The sequence below is a fragment of the Patescibacteria group bacterium genome, assembly GCA_028711655.1.
Taxonomy (GTDB): domain Bacteria; phylum Patescibacteriota; class Patescibacteriia; order Patescibacteriales; family JAQTRU01; genus JAQTRU01.
The window spans coordinates 23,010-43,357 of the sequence record JAQTRU010000005.1 but is presented as its reverse complement, the minus strand read 5'-3'; the positions used below and the strand labels follow the sequence as shown (position 1 = coordinate 43,357).

The window sequence follows — 20,348 nt, the reverse complement described above, 5'->3', positions numbered from 1 at the left end:
TGAACCGATAGTCCAGGTTAACAAAACGACCATGGGCGATTATCGGATCATTGTGGAGCTGGCCGGCATTAAGGATGTGGATGAGGCTATAAAAATGATCGGCGAAACCCCGCTTTTGGAATTTAAAGAAGAGGGCGCGAGCCGAGAGTTAACGGATGAGGAGCGGAAAAAAATTGATGATTTTAACAAGGCCGCCGAAGCTAAGGCTGAAGAAGTTTTGGGCAAGATAATATCGGGCGGCGACTTTGCCGCTCTGGCCGGGCAGTACAGCGAAGACGAAGAGACCAAAGACAGGGGCGGCGATTTGGGTTGGATTATGGAAAGGGACAATCCGGACATCATTTCTTTGGTTAAATCTTTAAAGCCGGGCCAGACTACGCGGGATTTGGTCGCGGGCAATAACGGTTACGAGATTGCCAAGCTTGAGAACAAGAGGATAAAAAAAGACCCTTTTAACAATCAGGAAGAAATAGAGGTGAAAGCTTCCCATCTTTTGGTTTGCTACGAGGGCAGCCAGAGATGCGAAAGCGGCCTGCCCAAGGAAGAGGCTTATGAGAAAATTAAAAAATTAAAAGACGAGGCCACGCCCGGTAATTTCGTTGATTTGGTGAAAAACAATTCCACCGAACCGGGCGCCGAAACCAGCGCCGGCGATTTGGGCTGGTTCGGTTCGGGAATGATGGTCAAACCTTTTGAGGACGCGGTTTTTTCCCAAAAAGCCGGAACGATTTCCGAGATCGTGGAAACCGAATTCGGCTACCATTTAATTTATAAACAGGAAGAAAGAAAAATAGAAGAATATCAAGTTAGCCTTATTTTGATAAAAACAATGAGCAGGGAGGACATTGTGGGAAAGGAAGGCGAATGGAAGAATACTGAATTGACCGGCAAGTATTTAAAGCGGGCTTCAGTTGAATTCAACCCCAATGACAATTCCCCGGAAGTGGCCCTAGAATTTGACGGCGAGGGAGCGAATTTATTTGAAGAAATAACCGCTCGCAATGTCGGGAAGCCGGTGGCTATATTTTTGGACGGTTATCCTATCAGCGTCCCGACGGTGAATGAAAAAATTACCGGCGGCCGGGCGGTTATTACCGGCAATTTTAACATTAAAGAAGCTAAATTATTGTCCCAGCGCCTAAACGCCGGCGCTTTGCCCGTTCCTATCGTTTTGGTTAGCCAGAGCACAATCGGCGCCAGCTTGGGCCAGCAATCAATTTTTAACAGCTTAAAGGCGGGTATTATCGGCTTGATTTTGGTGGCGCTTTTTATGGTTGTTTATTATCGCCTTCCCGGCCTGTTGGCCGTTCTGTCTTTGGCGGTTTACGGCATATCGGTTTTGGCTTTCTTCAAAGCTATGCCGGTTTGGCTCTCTTTGATTTTAATAATTTTAATAAGCGGATTGCTGATTTCCACTTTCAGCGAGTTGAAATTTTTAAACGCCGGCTTGGCGGCCCTGATCATATTGGCGGGGATATTATTATTCTCTTTTGCTTATAGTTCCGTTACTTTGACTTTGGCCGGTTTTGCCGGATTTATTCTGTCTATCGGCATGGCCGTTGACGCCAACGTTTTGGTTTTTGAGAGGATGAAAGAAGAGCTTATGGCCGGCCAGCTCCTGCCCGCGGCGATTGATGAAGGATTTAAGCGGGCCTGGCCGTCAATCAGAGACGGGAATATCACGACAATTTTCATTTGTTTGGTTTTGATGACTTTCGGGACCGGTTCGGTCCAGGGGTTTGGCACAACCTTGTTTATCGGCGTGACCATTTCCATGTTTTCCGCAATTGTGGTAACAAGAAATTTTCTCCTTTTGGTCGGCCGGGAGTGGTTGGAAAAAAGAAACTGGCTGATTGGAGTTAAAATTAAAAATGAATAATTAAAAATGAATAATTAAGATGTCGCCCGTCTGCGCAGGCAGGCTATTGCGACAGAATTACTAAATAAATTAATAAGCAAATACAATAATTATTCATTATTCATTTTTCATTTTTAATTATTATTATGTATAAAATAATTCAAAAAAGAAAAATCTGGCTGTCCTTTTCCGGAATTCTGGTCGCCTTGTCGATTATCGCTTTATTTATGTGGGGACTGAACTTTGGCATAGATTTTACCGGCGGCAGCTTGTTGGAAGTAAAATTTTTGGAAAGCCAACCGTCCGTGGCTGATCTTAGGGAAAGTTTTAAAGACGCGGGTTTAAGCAGCTTAATAATTCAGCCGACAGAAAGCGACTCGGTTATTTTGCGGTTTCGGGAAAATTCCGAAGAAAAACATCAGGCCATAATGTCTAAATTAAGCGGTTATGATGCTGAAGGCGGCAGCGCTGTGGAAGAATTGCGTTTTGATTCAATCGGACCCTCAATTGGCAAAGAACTCAAAAGCAAATCTTTTAACGCCATAATTATTGTCTTGGTTATAATTATCGCTTATATCGCTTTTGCTTTTCGGAAAGTTTCCAAACCGGTTGCTTCCTGGAAGTATGGCTTATCGGCTATTATCGCGCTTTTTCATGATGTTTTAATCACCTTGGGAATTTTTGCGATTCTTGGCAAATTTTGGGGAGTGGAAATAAACACGCCTTTCGTAGCGGCGATTCTAACGGTTTTGGGCTATAGCGTCAATGATACGATTGTGGTTTTTGACCGCATCAGGGAAAACCTTCCCAGAAGCGAAGAAGATTTTGAAGGCACGGTTAACACCAGCGTCAATCAAACTTTAACCCGCTCCTTGAATACTTCTTTGACGACTTTGCTGGTTTTGCTTTCTATTCTTTTTTGGGGCGGGAATACGATAAGGGATTTTGTTTTGGCTTTGTCCATCGGCGTTTTTATCGGCACCTATTCTTCAATTTTTGTCGCCTCTCCGGTTTTGGTAATCTGGGAGAAATTAAAGAAGTAAGAAGGGGAGTGGATTAGGGGGAGGAAAAATCCCTCCTAACCCCCTTTGCCGAAGGGGGGCAATTTGAAGGGGAGCGGTTTTTCTGCTTCCTTTTCTTTTTGCCCGATGTGTTATAATCTAATAGCTTTTAGCTGTTAGCTTTTAGGTGTAGTGTGTTATAATAACAGATATGGAGATTATTGAAATAAAAGACAAGGATAAACTTGATGGTTTTGCCGCTGGTCAGAAACATAGTCAATTTTTGCAGTCTTTCTTGTGGGGAGAGTTCCAGAAAAAAGTGGCGGGCGAGGTTTTTCGTTTGGGAGTGGGAGAAGACCAAGACTTAGCCGCGGCGGCCACGATTGTAAAAAAATTTTTGCCCATGGGCAAGAGTTATTTTTATTGTCCACGCGGACCGGTTATTGAAAAATTCCGAATTCCGAATTCCGAATTCCGAACAAATTCAAATAACCAAATTCCCCCGGCCTCGCCAAGCGAAGCGGGGCGGGCGAATTCCAAACAAGTTGTTGAATTGTTGTTTTATGAGATAAGAGAATTGGCGAGAAAAGAGGGGGCGATGTTTTTAAGGTTTGAGCCGGAAGTTGAATGCAAGCTGGAGAACTGGGAAATAGAAAAAACTTTGGATGTGCAGCCGAGCAGAACTTTAACTTTAGATCTGATGAAAGCTGAGAATGAATTATTGGAGGATATGCGCCCCAAAACCAGATACAATATTCGGCTGGCGGAAAAGAAAAAAATAAAAGTGGAGGAGTCGGGAATTGAAAGTTTTGACAAATTTTGGGAATTAATGGGCCAGACAAGCGACCGCGATAATTTCCGTTTGCATGGGATTGATTACTATAAGGAGATGTTGAAGTTTGGCCGCGATTTTATAAAAATATTTTTTGCCCGGCACAAAGGCGAACCTATTTCCACCGGTATTTTTTCTTTTTTCGGCAATACCGCCACTTATATGCACGGGGCTTCAAGCAATGCCAGCCGCAATTTAATGGCGCCTTACGCCTTGCAATGGGAAGTTATAAAATTGGCCAAAAAAATGGGTTATAAATATTATGATTTTTTTGGAATTGATGAGAAAAAATGGCCGGGCGTGACAAGATTTAAAAAGGGTTTTGGCGGCCAGGAAATGAATTATCCCGGGACTTTTGATTTGATTTTTGATTCCGGCTGGTACAGCGTTTATAAAATGGTCAGGAAGGTGCGAAGGACTTTCTAAAATAAAAAATTAAATATAAAAAATCAAAAATTATGAATCCCGCCAGCAGGCGGGATGAGTAATTTTTACAAATATTTTTTATTTTTACTGAGCCTTTATGGACAAACTTTTACATATAATAAAAAGACTAATACCCCGCAAAATATTCAAAGCTCTCCAGCCGGCTTATCATTTTATTTTTAGCTTTTCAGCCGCTTTGTTTTACCGCTTCCCGAGCGAAAAATTAATCGTCATTGGCATAACCGGCACCACGGGTAAAACCACGAGCGCTTATTTAATTTCCAAAATGCTTAAAGCTGCGGGACATAAAGTCGGCTATACTTCCACGGCCATGTTTTCGGACGGGGAAAAAGAGTGGCTCAACGACAGAAAGATGACGATGCCTGGCCGTTTTTTTACCCAGAAAATTTTGCGCCAGATGGTTAAGCATAAATGCCAGTATGCCATTATAGAAACGACTTCGGAAGGAATAAGGCAGTTCCGGCACCGCTTCATAAATTATGACAGCCTGATTTTTACCGGACTTTATCCGGAGCATATTGAATCGCATGGCAGTTTTGTCGATTATAAAAAAGCCAAAGGAGAATTGTTTAAGCATTTGAAAAGAGGGAAGATAAAATATGCCGATAACGAAAAATGCGTTTGCTCGTCCGATTCGGGAATCAAAAGAACGGATTTGAATCGAGTGAAAAAAATTATTATCGCCAACGGCGACGACAAAGAGGTTAAATACTTTCTGGATTTTTGGGCGGAAGAAAGGATGGTTTATACGAAAAAGGGCGATTTAGGCCTGCCCAAAGCCGAAGAGATAAAGTATTCTGAAGTGTTTGCCGGCAGAGAGGGGACGAGTTTTTTCGTAAATAACCGCCGTCCGAGCCATAACCAAAGCCACCGCCAAGGCGGGGCAGGCGGAGCAAGTTCAAAAATCAATTTAAGGCTTTTGGGCGAATTTAACGCGGCTAACGCTATGGTCGCGGTTTGCGTCGGATTGTCAGAAGGCTTGGATATGAAAAAAATCAAGGAAGGCCTGGAAAATGTCGCAGGCGTGCCCGGTCGTTTTGAAAAAATAGAGGCCGGACAGAATTTTACCGTGATCGTTGATTACGCTTTTGAGCCGAAAGCGGTTGCCAAGCTTTATGAAACCGTTGAATTAATTCCGCGCGGAAAAATTATTCATGTCCTAGGCTCGGCCGGCGGGGGCAGGGATAAAGCCCGCAGGCCCAAACTGGGCGTCTTGGCCGGGCGGCATGCTGATTATATAATTATTACCAATGAAGACCCTTATGACGAAAACCCTCAAACGATTATTGACGAGGTGGCCCGAGGAGTCAAATCAAGCAAAAAAGTTTTTAAAATACTGGACCGGCGCGAAGCTATTCGCAAAGCCTTATCTTTAGCCGAAGAAAACGATATTGTTTTGATAACTGGCAAGGGGAGCGAGCAGGCGATTTGCGCGGCCAATGGTGAAAAAATAAAATGGGATGATCGGGAAGTGGCGAAGGAAGAGCTGGAACGCATAACGCATAACGCATAACGAGATTGATGTAGAATAAATAATTAGAAATAAATAAGTTAAAATATGGATAAGTGGAGATAATGGAAAAACAGAATTGGTTAGGGTGGCTACAGTAGCGCTAAAATTATTTTTGTTGTAGCCTGTGGATAACTTTTTTAGAAAAATTAAATTTTAGCTAGAAATAAAGAAAAAATTGGTAAATTTGATTTATTTTAATTATTTTGCTTATCCACCTTGACAAGCTTTTTCATATCTGTTAACATAAGAGAAATAATAAACTAATATAAGTTATATACAAAACGTTATAAAAAACGGAAATATTTGCGTCTTTAGTTTACGCTTGTTTAGCCGTTTTTTTGTTTTATTTTTTTGCCGAATATAACTCCCCATGCTTTTTAATTTTAAAAACCTCCCAAGGTGATTTATTTCTCTCTTTCTAACTTAATTAAATAACTTTTTCCAACTCAACCTAATAAGTGTTGAGGTTTTTTGTTGTCTGAAATTATTTTTATGCCCACCACTAAGACACAAAATATAAAAGTTGAAAAAAATACCATTGGCCTAGGAGAAACAATGCCCATGCCCGATCTGATAGAAATTCAGAAGGATTCTTATAATTGGTTTTTGAAAGAAGGACTGGCCGAACTTTTTGATGAAATTTCTCCGGTCACGGATTTTATCGGCCGGGATCTAGAATTATATTTTGAAGATTATTATCTGGACGAGCCGAAATTTAATGAAACGGAAAGCAAAACCAAAAACACGACCTTTGAGGCTTCGCTTCGTGTCAAGACTCGGCTTTCCAATAAAAGGACCGGGGAAACCAACACCCAGGAAGTTTTTTTGGGCGACTTTCCTTTGATGACAAAAAGAGGAACTTTTATAGTGAATGGCATAGAGAGAGTGGTTGTTTCCCAGCTTATCCGGAGCGCGGGCGTTATTTCACTTCCGACTTTATCAAGGGCAAGAAATGCTATGGAGCGAAAATAATTCCCAACCGCGGCGCCTGGCTGGAAATAGAGACCGACACCAATAAGGCTATTTGGGTAAGAATTGACCGAAAAAGAAAAGTGGCCGTAACCTCTTTGTTGCGGTCTTTTGGCTATGACAGCGATGAAAAAATAAAGGAACTGTTTGCCGCCAAAGAAGGATTTATTATCCCGGGCAGGGAAGAATCCAACAAGAAGGTTACGGATGAAGAGATAGCCAGTTATGTGGAGGCGACCATTTCTCGGGATGCGGCAAAGAATGAAGCCGAGGGATTGCAGGAAGTTTACAAAAGGATTAGGCCGGGAGATTTGGCCGCGACCGACAATGCCCGGCAACTGATTTATTCAATGTTTTTCCGGTTTGACCGCTATGATTTCGGTCGAGTCGGTCGTTACAAATTAAACCGGAAATTCGGTTTTGATATTCCCAACAACAAAGAAACCAGAATTTTAAGAAAAGAGGATTTGGTGGCGGTGATAAAAGAAGTTATAAGGCTAAATATTACCGGGGAGCAGGAAGATGATATTGATCACCTGGGCAATCGGCGCGTCCGGGCGATCGGGGAATTGATCCAGAACCGGTTTAGGGTAGGCTTGGCGAGAATGGAAAGAATTATTAAAGACCGAATGAGCACGGCCGACATTACCAGCTTAACCCCGAACAAACTGATTAACGCCCGGCCGGTTATTTCTGTGGTCAAAGAATTTTTTATGTCTTCCCAGCTTTCCCAGTTTATGGATCAGACCAATCCTTTGGCCGAATTGGAACATAAGCGCCGGCTATCCGCCATGGGTCCGGGGGGCTTAACAAGAGAACGGGCCGGTTTTGATGTTCGCGATGTACATACGACTCATTACGGCCGCATTTGCCCGATTGCCACTCCGGAAGGTCCGAATATCGGTTTGGTCGGCCATTTGGCCAGTTATGCCAAGCTTAATAAATATGGGTTTCTGGAAGCGCCTTATCGGCGGGTGCTTCATGATTTAAAAAATGACCCAAAAATTATTGCTGGCCAGATTGCCCGCCAGGATATTTGCGAGGTAAAAGAACTTTCTTCGGAAGATTTGGGCGGGGAGATGGAAATTTTTTACGCAAAAATTGAAGACAAAAAAAAAGGCGCTGTTATTGCCAAGGAAGGAGAAAGGATTAACAAAGCCCAGGCCGAGGAAATAGCAAAAAAGGTTGATAGCCGCGTCCTCATTCCCGTTAAGCCGGTAGTGACCGACGAGATTGTTTATTTAGATTCTTTTCAGGAAGAAAAATATATTACAACCGCGGCTACGACGCCGATTGACGCCGACGGCCATTTTTTGGTTGATAAATGCGAAGTTAGAAAATTCGGACAACCAGGGACAGAAGAAGTCTCAAAAATTGATTTTTTAGGCGTGGCCGCCAATCAAATTATCTCTATTGCCACCTCCTTAATTCCTTTTATGGAGCATAATGACGGGCAAAGAGCTTTGATGGGAACGAACATGCAACGCCAAGCCGTGCCTTTGATAGAGAATGAGGCGTCAATTGTCGGCACCGGAATTGAAGCCAGGGCGGCCCGTGATTCAGGGCACGTTATAATAGCGGAAGAAGACGGGGAGATAGTAAAGGCTGACGCTTCGACGATTGAGATAAAAAATAAAAAAGATAAAATAGCAAGATACGAATTAACGAAATTTTTACGGTCAAATTCGTCCACCTGCATAAACCAAAGGCCGGTTGTTTCTGTCGGCGACAAGGTAAAAAAAGATCAGATTGTAAGCGATGGTCCGGCCATTGCGGAAGGCGAACTAGCTTTGGGAAAAAACGCTTTAGTGGCTTTTATGACCTGGGAAGGCTTTAATTACGAGGATGCGATTATTATTTCCGAGCGCCTGGTCAGAGACGATATTTATTCTTCAATTCATATAGAAAATTACACGATTGACGTAAGGGACACAAAGCTTGGCCCGGAGGTGGTAACTAGCGACATCCCCAATATCAGCGAAGAAAAATTAAAGAATCTTGATGAAGAGGGCATAATTCGCATTGGCGCCGAAGTTTCTTCCGGCGATATTTTAGTGGGGAAGATTACGCCTAAGGGTGAAACCGAGTTGTCGGCCGAGGAAAAATTATTGCGGGCGATTTTCGGGGAGAAAGCCAAGGACGTGCGCGACTCTTCCCTTTATCTGGAACATGGCGAGCACGGCAAAGTAGTTGATATAAAGATTTTTTCCCGGGAAGAGGGCGATAAACTCTCTGCCGGAGTATTAAAGTCAATTCAAATATCAGTCGCCAATTTGAGAAAAATTCAGGTCGGGGATAAAATGGCGGGACGCCACGGCAATAAGGGCGTTATTTCCAAAATTGTCCCGGTTGAAGACATGCCTTACCTGGAAGATGGAACGCCGGTTGATGTAATTTTATCTCCTTTGGGAATTATTTCCCGCATGAATTTGGGGCAACTTCTGGAAACTCACCTTGGGTTTGCCGCTAAAAAACTTGGATATCGCATAGTAACTCCAGCCCTAAACGGCATTGGCGAAGCCAAAATAAAAGAAGAATTAAATCGCGCCGGTTTGCCCGAAGATGGAAAAATTATTTTGAACGATGGCAAAACCGGCGAGCCCTACGACCATAAAATCGCCGTGGGTTATATGTATATGTTGAAACTTAACCATATGGTTGAGGACAAGATCCATCAGCGTTCTATCGGTCCTTATTCCCTGATAACCCAGCAACCTTTGGGCGGAAAAGCCCAATTCGGCGGCCAGCGTTTCGGAGAAATGGAAGTTTGGGCATTGGAAGGCTATGGCGCCGCCCATACTTTGCAAGAAATTTTAACCATTAAATCAGACGATGTTCCTGGCCGGAGCAAGGCCTACGAGGCTATTATAAAGGGCGAGACCATAAATAAACTTAACGTTCCGGAATCTTTCAATGTTTTGGTGAGGGAATTAAAAGGTTTGTGTTTGGATGTGGATTTGTTGGGTGGAGAGAAAAGGGCGGAGAGCGACATTGATTCAGGGGGTGATATTAGGGAGAGGCATGAAAAGAAGCGATAAGAATATATACAGAAAGTAGAATTCCTAATTCACCTAATTTCTAATTTCTAATAAAATGTCTAAGGCAAAAATTTTTAATGTCAAAAACGTTTTTAATTTAGAAATTAGACATTTTGGAATTTGGAATTTTATTAGGAATTAGGTGAATTAGAAATTAGAAATTATTAAATATTATGTTAAATCCTATAAGAACAACTGATTTTGACGCTATAAAATTAAAATTGGCTTCGCCTGAAGTTATTTTGTCATGGTCTCACGGCGAGGTTATCCGGCCGGAAACAATAAACTACCGGACGCAAAAACCGGAAAAAGACGGGCTTTTTTGCGAAAAAATTTTTGGGCCGGCCAAAGATTGGGAATGTTCTTGCGGTAAATATAAAAAAATACGCTATAAGGGCATTATCTGCGATAAGTGCGGCGTGGAAGTGACTCGTTCAATTGTCCGGCGGGAAAGAATGGGCCATATTACTTTGCAGTCCCCTTGTTCCCATATCTGGTTTTTGCGGGGGATTTCTTCCAAGATCGGCCTAATCTTGAATTTAAGCATCCAGGCCCTGGAAAGAGTTATTTATTTCGCGAGTTTTATAATTACAGATGTGGACGAGGGCTTAAAGGCGGCTACTTTGGAGCAGATAAAAACAGAGTACAAGCAGAAAAAGAAGTCAATCGAAAATGACTTTAACCGGCAGGTTGGAGAAATAAAGAATAAGAAAGGGAAATTATTGCAGGAAAGCCGCAAAGAGGAGGAAATTGACGAAAAGCTTTCTTCGGAAATAGACGCCATAGCTTCAGCCAAGGAAGAAAAGATAGCCAAGCTTGATAATGCTTTTAGCCAGGCCCAGAAAGAATTAAGGGAATTAAAGCCGCTTTTGATTATTTCAGAAGATACTTACCAGAATTTAAGCATAAAATACGGCCATATTTTTGAAGCCGGCATCGGAGCCGAAGCAGTTAGAAAATTACTGGCAAGAATTGATTTGGAAAAGGATATAAAGGAATTGGAAGAGGGTTTGAAGATTGCCATTGATTCAAAGAAAGATAAAATAATAAAGCGCTTGAAGCTATTGAAGAGTTTGGCGGCTAATAATATTCGGCCGGAATGGATGATTCTAACAACCGTTCCCGTAATTCCGCCCGACCTGCGGCCGATGGTGGCTTTAGATGGCGGCCGTTTTGCCGCTTCCGACCTAAACGACTTATATCGCCGCGTAATCAACCGAAACAACCGGCTAAAACAGCTAATCGGCCTGAACGCGCCGGAAGTTATCTGCCGCAACGAAAAAAGAATGTTGCAGGAAGCGGTTGACGCCTTAATTGATAACTCCGCCCGCCGAAGCAAAACCGTGGTGGCTTCCACCGGGCAGAAACGCCAGCTTAAATCTTTGGCCGATTCCTTAAAGGGAAAACAAGGCCGTTTCCGCCAGAATTTATTGGGCAAAAGAATTGACTACTCCGGCCGAAGCGTTATTGTCGTAAATCCAAAGCTTAATTTAGACCAGTGCGGTTTGCCCAAAATTATGGCCCTGGAATTATTCAAGCCCTTTATTATCAGCAAATTGATAAAAAAAGAAGTTGTCCATAATGTCCGCAGCGCTTCCCGTTTTATAGAAGCCGGTTATGACGAGGTTTGGGATATTTTAGAAGAAATTGTAAAGAAATCTTACGTCCTTCTAAATCGGGCTCCGACCCTGCACCGTCTGGGCATTCAGGCTTTTAAGCCGGTTTTGATAGAGGGAAAAGCCATTCAAATTCATCCTTTGGTTTGCAGCGCTTTCAACGCCGATTTTGACGGAGACCAAATGGCGGTTCATGTGCCTTTAACGCAAGAGGCTTTGTCTGAAGCTAAAAATATTATGCTTTCTTCCCATAATTTATTAAAACCGGCAACCGGAGATCCGGTCGTAACTCCCAACCAAGATATTGTTTGGGGCGCTTATTATATGACGGGGGAAAGAGCCTCGGATAAGCCGGAGGAAAAACTAAAAAGTTTTACCAGCGAAGAAGAAGCGGAATTGGCCTATGAAACTGACCATATTCTTCTCGATGAGCCCATCAGAGTGCGGCTTGGAAAAGATGAAAAATTAACCAAGACCACAATCGGGAAAATAATTTTTAACAGCCTCCTTCCCGAGAAATTGCGTTTTATAAATAAAATTGTGGGCAAAGGAGAATTAAAAAATTTGATAAAAGATTGTTTGCGCCTTTACGGAGAAGAGGTGACGGTAAAAACCATTGACGGATTGAAAAACAAAAGTTTTGAATTTATCACCAAAAGCGGCCTTTCCTGGGGGATGGGAGATTTGCCGAGTTTGCCTAAAAAAGATGAATTAATTTCCAAAGCCAACGGGCAGGTGGAAATCATCCAAGAACAATTTGAAGAAGGGCTTTTGACCGAAAGCGAGCGTTATAGCAAAATTATTGAATTGTGGACCGGCGTCAAGGAACAAATAGCCGGTATCTGCAAAGAGGGTTTGCCCAGCGACGGTCCGGTATATTCTATGATTGAATCGGGCGCTCGCGGCTCTTGGGCCCAGCCAGTCCAAATTCTCGGCATGAAAGGTTTGGTAACTTCTCCCTCCGGCGATATTATTGAGTTGCCGGTAAAAGGCAATTTTAAAGAAGGTTTTGGAGTTTTGGAATATTTTATTTCCACCCATGGTGTCCGCAAAGGCTTATCCGATACGGCTCTGCGAACCGCTAACGCCGGTTATTTGACCAGGCGCTTGGTTGATGTCGCCCAGGACGTTATTATCACCGAAGAAGATTGCGGCGATACGGAAGGCATAGTTATTACGAAAAAAGAAAGTGATGAAGCAATGGGAGAAGATTTTTTCAAAAGAATTGTGGGCCGTTTTCTCGCTAAAGACATTAAAAGCAAAACCGGAAAAATTTTAATCAAAGCCGGCGAATTATTATCCGAAGAAATAGTGGAAAAATTAAAAAAGGAAAATATAGAGGAAATTTGCTTGAGGTCAACTTTGTCTTGTCGGCTGGCCAAGGGAGTCTGCGCCAAATGTTACGGCTATGACCTGGGCTATAATAAGCCGGTCGTTTTAGGCACTTCAGTCGGAATCATTGCCGCCCAGTCAATCGGCGAACCGGGCACCCAGCTTACCATGAGGACATTCCACACGGGAGGCGTGGCCGGGCATGAAGATATTACCCAGGGTTTGCCCAGGGTGGAAGAAATTTTTGAAGCCCGTCCGCCAAAAAGAAAAGCGATTATGGCTGATGTTTCCGGAAAAGTAAAAATAGAGGCCGCCCAAAAAGCCATTAAAGACGAAAATGGCAAAGAAATTTTGGTAGCCAATCCCCAGGTTAAAGTTTTAAAGATTAACTATAAGGGCGCGGAAGCGGAAAAATATTACTTTTCCGAAGTAAGCGGGGAGAGCAAGGCGGAAAGCAAGAGCGGGAGCAAAAAGGCGGAGACAAAAATTTTAGTTAAAGACGGGGAAGAAGTAAAAAAAGGAGACGATTTATTTTCGGCAGGAGGAAAGAAAATAAAAACCAAGGGAGACGGAAAAGTAAAAATTGAGGAAAAATACATAAAGATTTTTACCGAAGTGGATAAAATAAGGGAGTTTATGATTCCTAAGGGGACGATGATTTGGGTAAAGGACGGAGATGAGGTCAAAAAGGGCGACCAATTAACAGAAGGCAGCCTTGACCTGCACCAACTCTATAAGTTGCGGGGCCGTTTGGACACACAGAAATATATTATAAAAGAAATTCAGTATGTTTATTCTTCCCAGGGCCAGCCATTAAATGATAAGCACGTGGAAATAATCGCTCGCCAGATGTTTTCCCGTTATTTGATAAAAGATGCGGGCGGCACGAATCTTCTTTCCGGAGAAGTGGTGGAGGAGAAGGTTTTGCGCCGGGCAGACGAAAATATAAAAAAACCGGCGAAGACCGAACGTTTGCTTTTGGGCATAACTAAAGCATCATTGTCTACTGACAGCTTTTTGTCCGCTGCTTCTTTTCAGGAAACGCCGCGGGTTCTGATTGAGGCGGCCGTGAATGGCAAGATTGATTATCTGGAAGGCCTGAAGGAAAACGTTATTATCGGCTGCTTAATTCCGGCCGGTACCGGCTATAAGGGAAATAAAAAGAGAATTGAATACGAAAAATAAGTTAATAGAAAAATTAAATATAAAAAACGCTTCGTTGAGGAGCGTTTTTTATTTTAGAAAAATTTAAGGACTAAGTCGCTTTTGAAAAAATTTAATTCCCAAGTTTTAAATAAGATTTTTCACCAATTCGCCGACATAGTGAGTCATAGAAATAACCGCTAAAGCTATAAGCAAATGTTCTCCTACCGCCCCCAACCAGCCGTTTTCTTGTTCTTTGGCCATAAGAAAACTCATGGCGGTTATCAAGAATAACCCCCAGATGATGCTGACAACAACAGCGGATCCAAGGTATAAAAATAAAAATGGGATTATAAACAAAGAAGCGAAAAAGAATTTTGTTAAAAAAGTCATGATGGTTGCTACCCAAATTTCTTTTTTTGTGTGCTGGCCTTCGGCTTCTTCGGAAATATGGATGCCAAGCGCGTCGGACATGGCATCGGCAACGGCAATCGTGATAATGCCGCCGATAACAGCCAGAGCGGATCCAGTGGAAGAGTGGAGGCCGACAATCAGGCCGAGAGTGGTAATGACGCCGGAAGTGAGGCCGAAGCTAAAACCTTTTTTTATGGAATGGTTCATATTTATTTTAATAATTAACCTGTTTTTTGAAAAACGCCTTTCTTTTTTTATAGATTCCGAAAGGAGAAATAATTTCCCTCAAAATCAAGGTGGCGGCCATAGAAATAAAGACGGCCAAGGGATTATTAATAAACATCAGCAAATAAAAAAGAGCGGCTCCCCAGAAAGCGCTGGCAACGTAATTTGAACCTTCTTTTAAGGCAAATGGCGTGTCGCCCATGGTTGCGTCTCTCAAGATGCCGCCGCCAACGCCGGTAAGCATGCCCAAAAATATACAAGACAAGGCGGAGATTATGCTGGGGAGATTTAGGGGGGAAAAAAGATGGCCATAGCTTATTGAGGTTCCGATAATAATAAAAGTCGCCAAACCAATTGAATCAATAAAGCGAAAAATCGCATATCTTCTTTTGAAAAAAGCCGGCAGAAGATAGGTCGCCAAACCGGCGATTAGGCAGAGGGCGAGATAATAGGGGTCTTTCAAATAGAAAAGAGGGGTGCGGCCGATGATTAAATCTCTGACTGTGCCCCCGCCTACGGCCGTAATCGCGCCCAAAAAGATTACCCCAAAAATATTTAATTTTCTTGATTTGGCTTTATAGGCTCCGCCAATGGCAAAAGCCAGAGTGCCCAGGAGGTCAAGGAAGTACATGTAAAATTTTAGTATTTTTTAACTGTATAAAACTGGTCCAAAATCTTCGGAAACAGATTATTACATATTTAAGGCAGATAGTTATTTGGAAAATAATCTAAACATCCAACCAAGCAAGCTAAAACCCTTTTGCGCCGTTTCCAAAGAATTTTTAATTTCCAAACTAGCTTGTTCCAAAGTTTGAATCTGCCGGGTTAAATTTTGTTCATCATCCTGATTGGCAAGCTGGTTTTTGGTTTGGTTTAGTTGTTCAATTTGTTCACGGTTTTGTTCCAGAATTTTTTTAGCGTTATTTATTTCGTCGTAATTCGGTCCGACAAAAAATTTGGCAAAACCGCTTCGGCTTTGAATTTTTTGCAAGCTGGCTTCCAGTTTTTCCTGGTTCTGGACCTGCGCCTGGGCGATGGTTTTCACTTGTTGGCCAATACCGCCGTTTCTCTCGGCGACTTGGAGCATTTCCTGCACCGCGTTAGCGACCATACTTCTTCTTTGTTCGGCCATTTGCGGACCGTCCGCGCCCTTCATTTGAACCGCTTCCCGCTCTTGGCTTTGGGCCTGATTTGTTTCACCCTCATTTCTTACTTGGTTTTGGGTTTGGGCTTGGCTGTCCGCTCCGCTTTCATCCCGCAATTGTTCCTGGGTTTGTGTTTGCTGTTGGACCTGGATTTGGATGTTTTCCCCTTGATTAGCGGTTTGCGTCTGTTGCCCTGCTTGGTTTTGACTGCCGTCAGCGCTGTTAGCGGCGTTCACCGCGCCGGTAAACGCGAGCGTAAAGGCAGAAAAAACAATGATTAAAGTTTTGTTTTTCATACAGTTCTTTTTTCATTATAAAAATTTTATTAAAATCGTTTTTATATCACGTCTTTATATAAAATACAAAGACGATAATATCGCTCGGCCGTTTATGCGGATTGGTTTATTTTTTGTTTCAAATAAGGTAAAATGAATTATATATAAGTTAGCAAATCGTAATTAAATTATATAAATAATCAGGGGTTTTAGCAAGCCGGGAGATAGGATATCGCAAGTCCCCCAAGAGTTTATGATATCTGGGTTTGGTTTATGAAAAAAACAAGTTGGATTGTAAAATTTAGGATATTTTTGTGGTTGTTTCTAGTGGCGGCCGCGGTCTTCTTTTTGTATATGGCGATCGTGCCAACTGGGAAAATCACTTATGTTTATGATTTTTCCAAGGGCAATTACCAGTTAGCCGGGGAAAATAAATTTATCGGCCAATTAACGCCGAAGGAAAGAGTGGAAGAAGATAAAGATAATAGCCAAAAAATAATTGGGGATCCGGTTTATTTTTCTTTGCGCACCCCGAGGAAATTCAATAAAGCTAAATTTACTTTAAAATATAAAAACGAGAGCGGGAGGCCCTTAATTGAGATTGGAGCGCTGATGGATGAAATTATATGGCGGTATCAGTTACAACCCGTGGAAAACAAAATTATTGATAAATTGGCTTTGGTTTGGGATGTGGTCAAGGAAGATGAGACGATACTTTTACAGAAAGAAAAGAAATATGATACTTTGGATAATTTTTTAGCCGATTTGCCGCCGGCCGAGGAAATCGCCCTGTATAATTATAATTTAAATAAAGAATATTTACTTGAAGATTATGAAGCAAGCGAGGCCAAGCGGGAAATAAACCACTCTTTGCGCGGACCGTACCAATTTTATGCTTATCTTAAAAATGAAGATTTGAATTTTACTTTTACTTTTCTGGATTTAAATCGGAACAAAGACAGCGATCCCATTGATATCAATTTGTATTACGGCGACAGGTTGATCGCCAGCCGGCATTTGGACGATGATGGCATAAAAGCCGATAAGGGAGAGATAAGAGAAGCGAGAAGCCTTGATTTTTTTGAAGCCGGATTGCCAGAGGGAGTTTACAAGATGGAATTGCGCGCCAATGACGATATCGTGACCCAAAAAATAGAGACTAGCCAGAGTAAAATTTCTTTTTTAAATAGAATTTGGCTGGCCAGCGAAAACAATAAAGATATTCCCTTTTATACTGACAGCCGGCTGATCAATGCTCAAACTATTAATCCGGGGAGTTTACAGACAATTATGGCGGGGGATAAGGAATTAGAAATCAGCTCTACTTACCGACAATTCAGCCAGGTGCTTGAAAATGAAATCAGCGAAATAGGAATAGCCAGGGGCGATATAATTTTAGCCGGTAACGGGGTTTTTAGTTTTAATCCGGAAAGCTTATTCAATCCTAATTTCAAAAAAGTTGATGAAAGTTTTTTGCTTAACCCGGTTGGTGTAAATTATATTTTAGCCAAATATAAAATTCCGGAAGAAGAGGACGGCTGGAAAATAGGAGAAGCCGAGTTTGACCTAAGCAATGCTTACCGCAAATGGAATAAAAATAATTTTGTTATTTCCGTTCCGGGGCTTAGAGCCGATGATGAGATTAATGATAATATCCAAATAAAGGAAATAAAAATAGAACTGGAAGGAAAAAATTTGAAGGAAAAGTTGAAAGAAGTTTTTTAATAAAAAAGGCCAGTCGCCAGAACTAGCCTTTTCTTATCGCTTTTTGCGATAAGTTTCATTTTTTTATTTCCACCGCTGAACGCGGCACCCAAATTGGACACTCCCCATCTTTACCCTGAGCCAGACACTGGATCTTGTCCGCCGCAAAGGTGATAATGGGCAGGGTTTCACCCTTTTCAACCGTGATATTTGTTTCCGGATCGGTGAAATCCCTTAAAGGGTTAGCCGTTCTGCCGGCGGTTGTCTGGTTAGTTGCCATTTTTCCCCCTCTGTTTAAAATGAAAGTTATTCTTTTTTAGTTATATTTTTCGGCACCCAGACTATTCTGCGATTGAAAATCAGGCACTGATAGTGGGTTTCATTAAAACCGATTGTCTCCAGCGCCATGTTGGCATCAAGCGTGATTCCCGATTTTTGGTCAGTGAAATTTCTCAAAAGAATCGTCCCTGGCAGGCGCAAAGCTTCCCTGGTGTCCATTTTCCCCCATTATGATTTTTTGGCGTAAAATATAAATAGAAATTACCAAAAATTTTTTTGCTTGTCAATGTTATTTTTCGCTAGCGTGAAAAAGCCGCGCTATCCCGAGTACTCGGGATAGCGCGTGCGAATGGCTTTATGAGGAATATTAATTTAATTTTTAAAGAATTGTTTTATGCCCTAACCGGCGCTTTGGCGGTTTTTGTTGTTTTGGAATCGGCTTGGCCCGATGCGGTTTTGTCTTATTTAAATATTAACTGGACTTTGCTCGTCTGGCTCTTTGTTGGTATAATAGTATTAATAACAGAAAAAAACAGAATTTTATAATCACTTCCATTAATTTTATGAACCCCAAAAAAATTGATAAAAGGGAACTGGTTGATGTTTTGAATATCTCCCAAAAATTATACAGGCCTTCCAGGCAAATAATCAAGAATGCTCTTGTTAAAGATTATAAGGAGATTTCCAAGAAAGCTTCGGCTAATCCTCTTAAATTCTGGGAAGAAGCCGCCAAAGAACTGGAATGGTTCAAGCCTTGGAAAAAAATTTTTGTGGCTAGCGGAGCGCCTTTTTTTAAATGGTTTGTCGGAGGTCAAACCAATTTGGCTTATAATGCCCTTGATCGGCACATAAAGACTAAAATTAAAAATAAAACAGCTATCCTTTGGGAGGATGAGACCGGCCGCACCAGAAAATATACTTATTGGCAGCTTTATCAGGAGGTAAACAAATTAGTTAATGCTTTGCGGGGGGCAGGGATCAAAAAAGGCGATCGGATAGCCGTTTATATGCCGAATATTCCGGAAATCGCGATAGCTATGCTGGCTTGCGCGAAAATAGGCGCTGTCCATTCCGTGGTTTACGCCGGCTATTCGGCCGGGGCGTTGGCGGAAAGGATAAAAGACGCCAGGGCGAAAATATTATTTACGGCTGACGGCAGTTTTAGGCGGGGAAAGGCGATTAACTTGAAAGATATTGCTGGCGAAGCGGTAAAAAGTTGCCGGACGATAAAAAAAGTGATTGTTGTTAAGAATAATAGAAAAAAAGTGAAATTTAATAAGAGGCGGGATATTTGGTACCATGATTTTATCAAGGGCCAGGCGCCGATTGCCAAAGCGGCAAAAATGGAGGCGGAAGATCCGGTTTTTGTTCTTTACACTTCGGGCACAACTTCCAAGCCCAAGGGGGTGGTCCATGCCCATGGCGGTTATATGGTGGGCGTGCTTAGAACTATAAAATGGGTATTTGATTTGCACGGCCAGGAAATTTTTTGGTGCACGGCGGATCCGGGATGGATTACCGGGCATAGTTATATAATTTATGGCCCGTTATTGGCCGGCGTAACAACTTTGATGTATGAAGGCGTTCCGGATATGCCTAAACCGGATCGGATTTGGAAAATAGTGGAAAAGTATCGGGTTAATGTCTTATATACCGCCCCGACTTTAATAAGGGCAATGATGAAATATGGAGCTAAGTGGCCGCGGCAACACAAGATGCCGAGTTTGCGCATTTTGGGTTCAGTCGGAGAGCCGATAAATCCCGAGGCCTGGGAATGGTATTATAAATATGTTGGCAAAAAACGCTGCCCGATTATGGATACCTGGTGGCAGACGGAAACGGGTATGAACATGATAACTCCTCTGCCCAGCGTTCCCTTAAAAGCCGGAAGCGTTGGAAAACCTTTTCCCGGTATAATAGCGGATGTTTTGGATAAGAATGGCCGAAAAGTATCAGTTGGCAAGGGTGGGTATTTGGTGATAAAAAATCAATGGCCAAGCATGATCAGAACCGTTTTTAACGACCCCAAAAGGTATAAAAAAACATATTGGAGCCAGATTAAGGGCGTGTATTTTACCGGCGATGTGGCTTTCAGGGATAAAGACGGATATTTTTGGGTTCAGGGACGGATAGACGATGTTCTAAAAATAGCCGGGCACAGGATTGGCACGGCCGAAGTGGAGAGCGCTTTTGCCTCCCACAGGTCCGTGGCGGAGGCGGGAGTTATCGGCGTGCCCGACGAGGTCAAGGGTGAGGTGATAAAAGCTTTTATAATTTTGAAACAAGGCATAAAACAATCAGATTTATTGGTTCAAGATTTAAAGCAACAGGTGAGGAAGACTCTAGGGCCGATGGCGGTTATAAAAGACATTGCTTTTGTTGATAAATTGCCGAAGACTAGAAGCGGAAAAATCATGAGAAGAGTCCTCAGGGCCAAAGAATTGGGTTTGCCGCTGGGCGATGTAAGCGCCTTGGTATAGAATCATAAAATATTTCCTTTATTTGAAGGTTTGGAAAAAATATTAAACTTTTTAAATCCCCTGATAAGGCGAGAACA

Annotated in this window: 15 protein-coding genes; 10 read left to right on the top strand and 5 right to left on the bottom strand. The window is 42.3% G+C overall.

Features of this window, described 5'->3' with window-relative positions; all coding sequences use genetic code 11:
• The 7 genes from PHQ42_01300 to rpoC all read left to right on the top strand — a co-directional run.
• On the top strand, window positions 1-1,879 hold a 1,879-nt coding region (locus tag PHQ42_01300; protein MDD5071350.1), incomplete at its 5' end, for a peptidylprolyl isomerase.
• 125 nt (window positions 1,880-2,004) lie between these two features.
• The gene (secF, locus tag PHQ42_01295; protein ID MDD5071349.1) at window positions 2,005-2,901 is read left to right on the top strand and encodes a protein translocase subunit SecF; all 897 of its coding nucleotides are present in this window, start codon (window positions 2,005-2,007) and stop codon (window positions 2,899-2,901) included.
• A gap of 169 nt (window positions 2,902-3,070) precedes the next feature.
• Window positions 3,071-4,117: a peptidoglycan bridge formation glycyltransferase FemA/FemB family protein gene (locus PHQ42_01290; GenBank protein ID MDD5071348.1), complete on the top strand. Its 1,047-nt coding sequence runs from the start codon at window positions 3,071-3,073 to the stop codon at window positions 4,115-4,117.
• Window positions 4,118-4,214: 97 nt separating this feature from the next.
• Window positions 4,215-5,651, top strand: coding sequence for a UDP-N-acetylmuramyl-tripeptide synthetase (murE, locus tag PHQ42_01285; GenBank protein MDD5071347.1), 1,437 nt, complete (start codon window positions 4,215-4,217; stop codon window positions 5,649-5,651).
• 492 nt (window positions 5,652-6,143) lie between these two features.
• Window positions 6,144-6,623, top strand: a complete 480-nt coding sequence (locus PHQ42_01280; GenBank protein ID MDD5071346.1) for a hypothetical protein — start codon at window positions 6,144-6,146, stop codon at window positions 6,621-6,623.
• A 26-nt stretch (window positions 6,624-6,649) separates the two neighbouring features.
• Window positions 6,650-9,658 carry a DNA-directed RNA polymerase subunit beta gene (locus tag PHQ42_01275; GenBank protein ID MDD5071345.1) on the top strand — a complete coding sequence of 1,003 codons (3,009 nt, stop codon included), beginning with the start codon at window positions 6,650-6,652 and terminating at the stop codon, window positions 9,656-9,658.
• A 173-nt stretch (window positions 9,659-9,831) separates the two neighbouring features.
• A complete protein-coding gene (rpoC, locus tag PHQ42_01270; protein MDD5071344.1) occupies window positions 9,832-13,791 on the top strand; it encodes a DNA-directed RNA polymerase subunit beta' in 3,960 nt (1,319 codons plus the stop codon).
• 105 nt (window positions 13,792-13,896) lie between these two features.
• Here rpoC and PHQ42_01265 read toward each other — a convergent pair whose 3' ends face one another.
• The 3 genes from PHQ42_01265 to PHQ42_01255 form a co-directional block, all read right to left on the bottom strand.
• Entirely contained in the window at window positions 13,897-14,370 is a 474-nt protein-coding gene (locus tag PHQ42_01265) for a hypothetical protein (GenBank protein MDD5071343.1), read from the bottom strand.
• Between the two features lie 7 nt (window positions 14,371-14,377).
• Entirely contained in the window at window positions 14,378-15,019 is a 642-nt protein-coding gene (locus PHQ42_01260) for a trimeric intracellular cation channel family protein (protein MDD5071342.1), read from the bottom strand.
• Window positions 15,020-15,100: 81 nt separating this feature from the next.
• Window positions 15,101-15,829, bottom strand: coding sequence for a hypothetical protein (locus PHQ42_01255; GenBank protein MDD5071341.1), 729 nt, complete (start codon window positions 15,827-15,829; stop codon window positions 15,101-15,103).
• Between the two features lie 252 nt (window positions 15,830-16,081).
• On the opposite strand from PHQ42_01255, the gene PHQ42_01250 reads away from it, so the two are divergent.
• Entirely contained in the window at window positions 16,082-17,533 is a 1,452-nt protein-coding gene (locus tag PHQ42_01250; protein MDD5071340.1) for a hypothetical protein, read from the top strand.
• A 55-nt stretch (window positions 17,534-17,588) separates the two neighbouring features.
• On the opposite strand, the gene PHQ42_01245 is transcribed toward PHQ42_01250, so the two are convergent.
• Together PHQ42_01245 and PHQ42_01240 are read right to left on the bottom strand one after the other, a co-directional pair.
• Window positions 17,589-17,792: a hypothetical protein gene (locus PHQ42_01245; GenBank protein MDD5071339.1), complete on the bottom strand. Its 204-nt coding sequence runs from the start codon at window positions 17,790-17,792 to the stop codon at window positions 17,589-17,591.
• A 26-nt stretch (window positions 17,793-17,818) separates the two neighbouring features.
• The gene (locus PHQ42_01240) at window positions 17,819-18,010 is read right to left on the bottom strand and encodes a hypothetical protein (GenBank protein ID MDD5071338.1); all 192 of its coding nucleotides are present in this window, start codon (window positions 18,008-18,010) and stop codon (window positions 17,819-17,821) included.
• Between the two features lie 138 nt (window positions 18,011-18,148).
• On the opposite strand from PHQ42_01240, the gene PHQ42_01235 reads away from it, so the two are divergent.
• A complete protein-coding gene (locus PHQ42_01235) occupies window positions 18,149-18,337 on the top strand; it encodes a hypothetical protein (GenBank protein ID MDD5071337.1) in 189 nt (62 codons plus the stop codon).
• Between the two features lie 17 nt (window positions 18,338-18,354).
• A complete protein-coding gene (acs, locus tag PHQ42_01230; GenBank protein MDD5071336.1) occupies window positions 18,355-20,271 on the top strand; it encodes an acetate--CoA ligase in 1,917 nt (638 codons plus the stop codon).
• The last annotated feature ends 77 nt before the right edge of the window (window positions 20,272-20,348 follow it).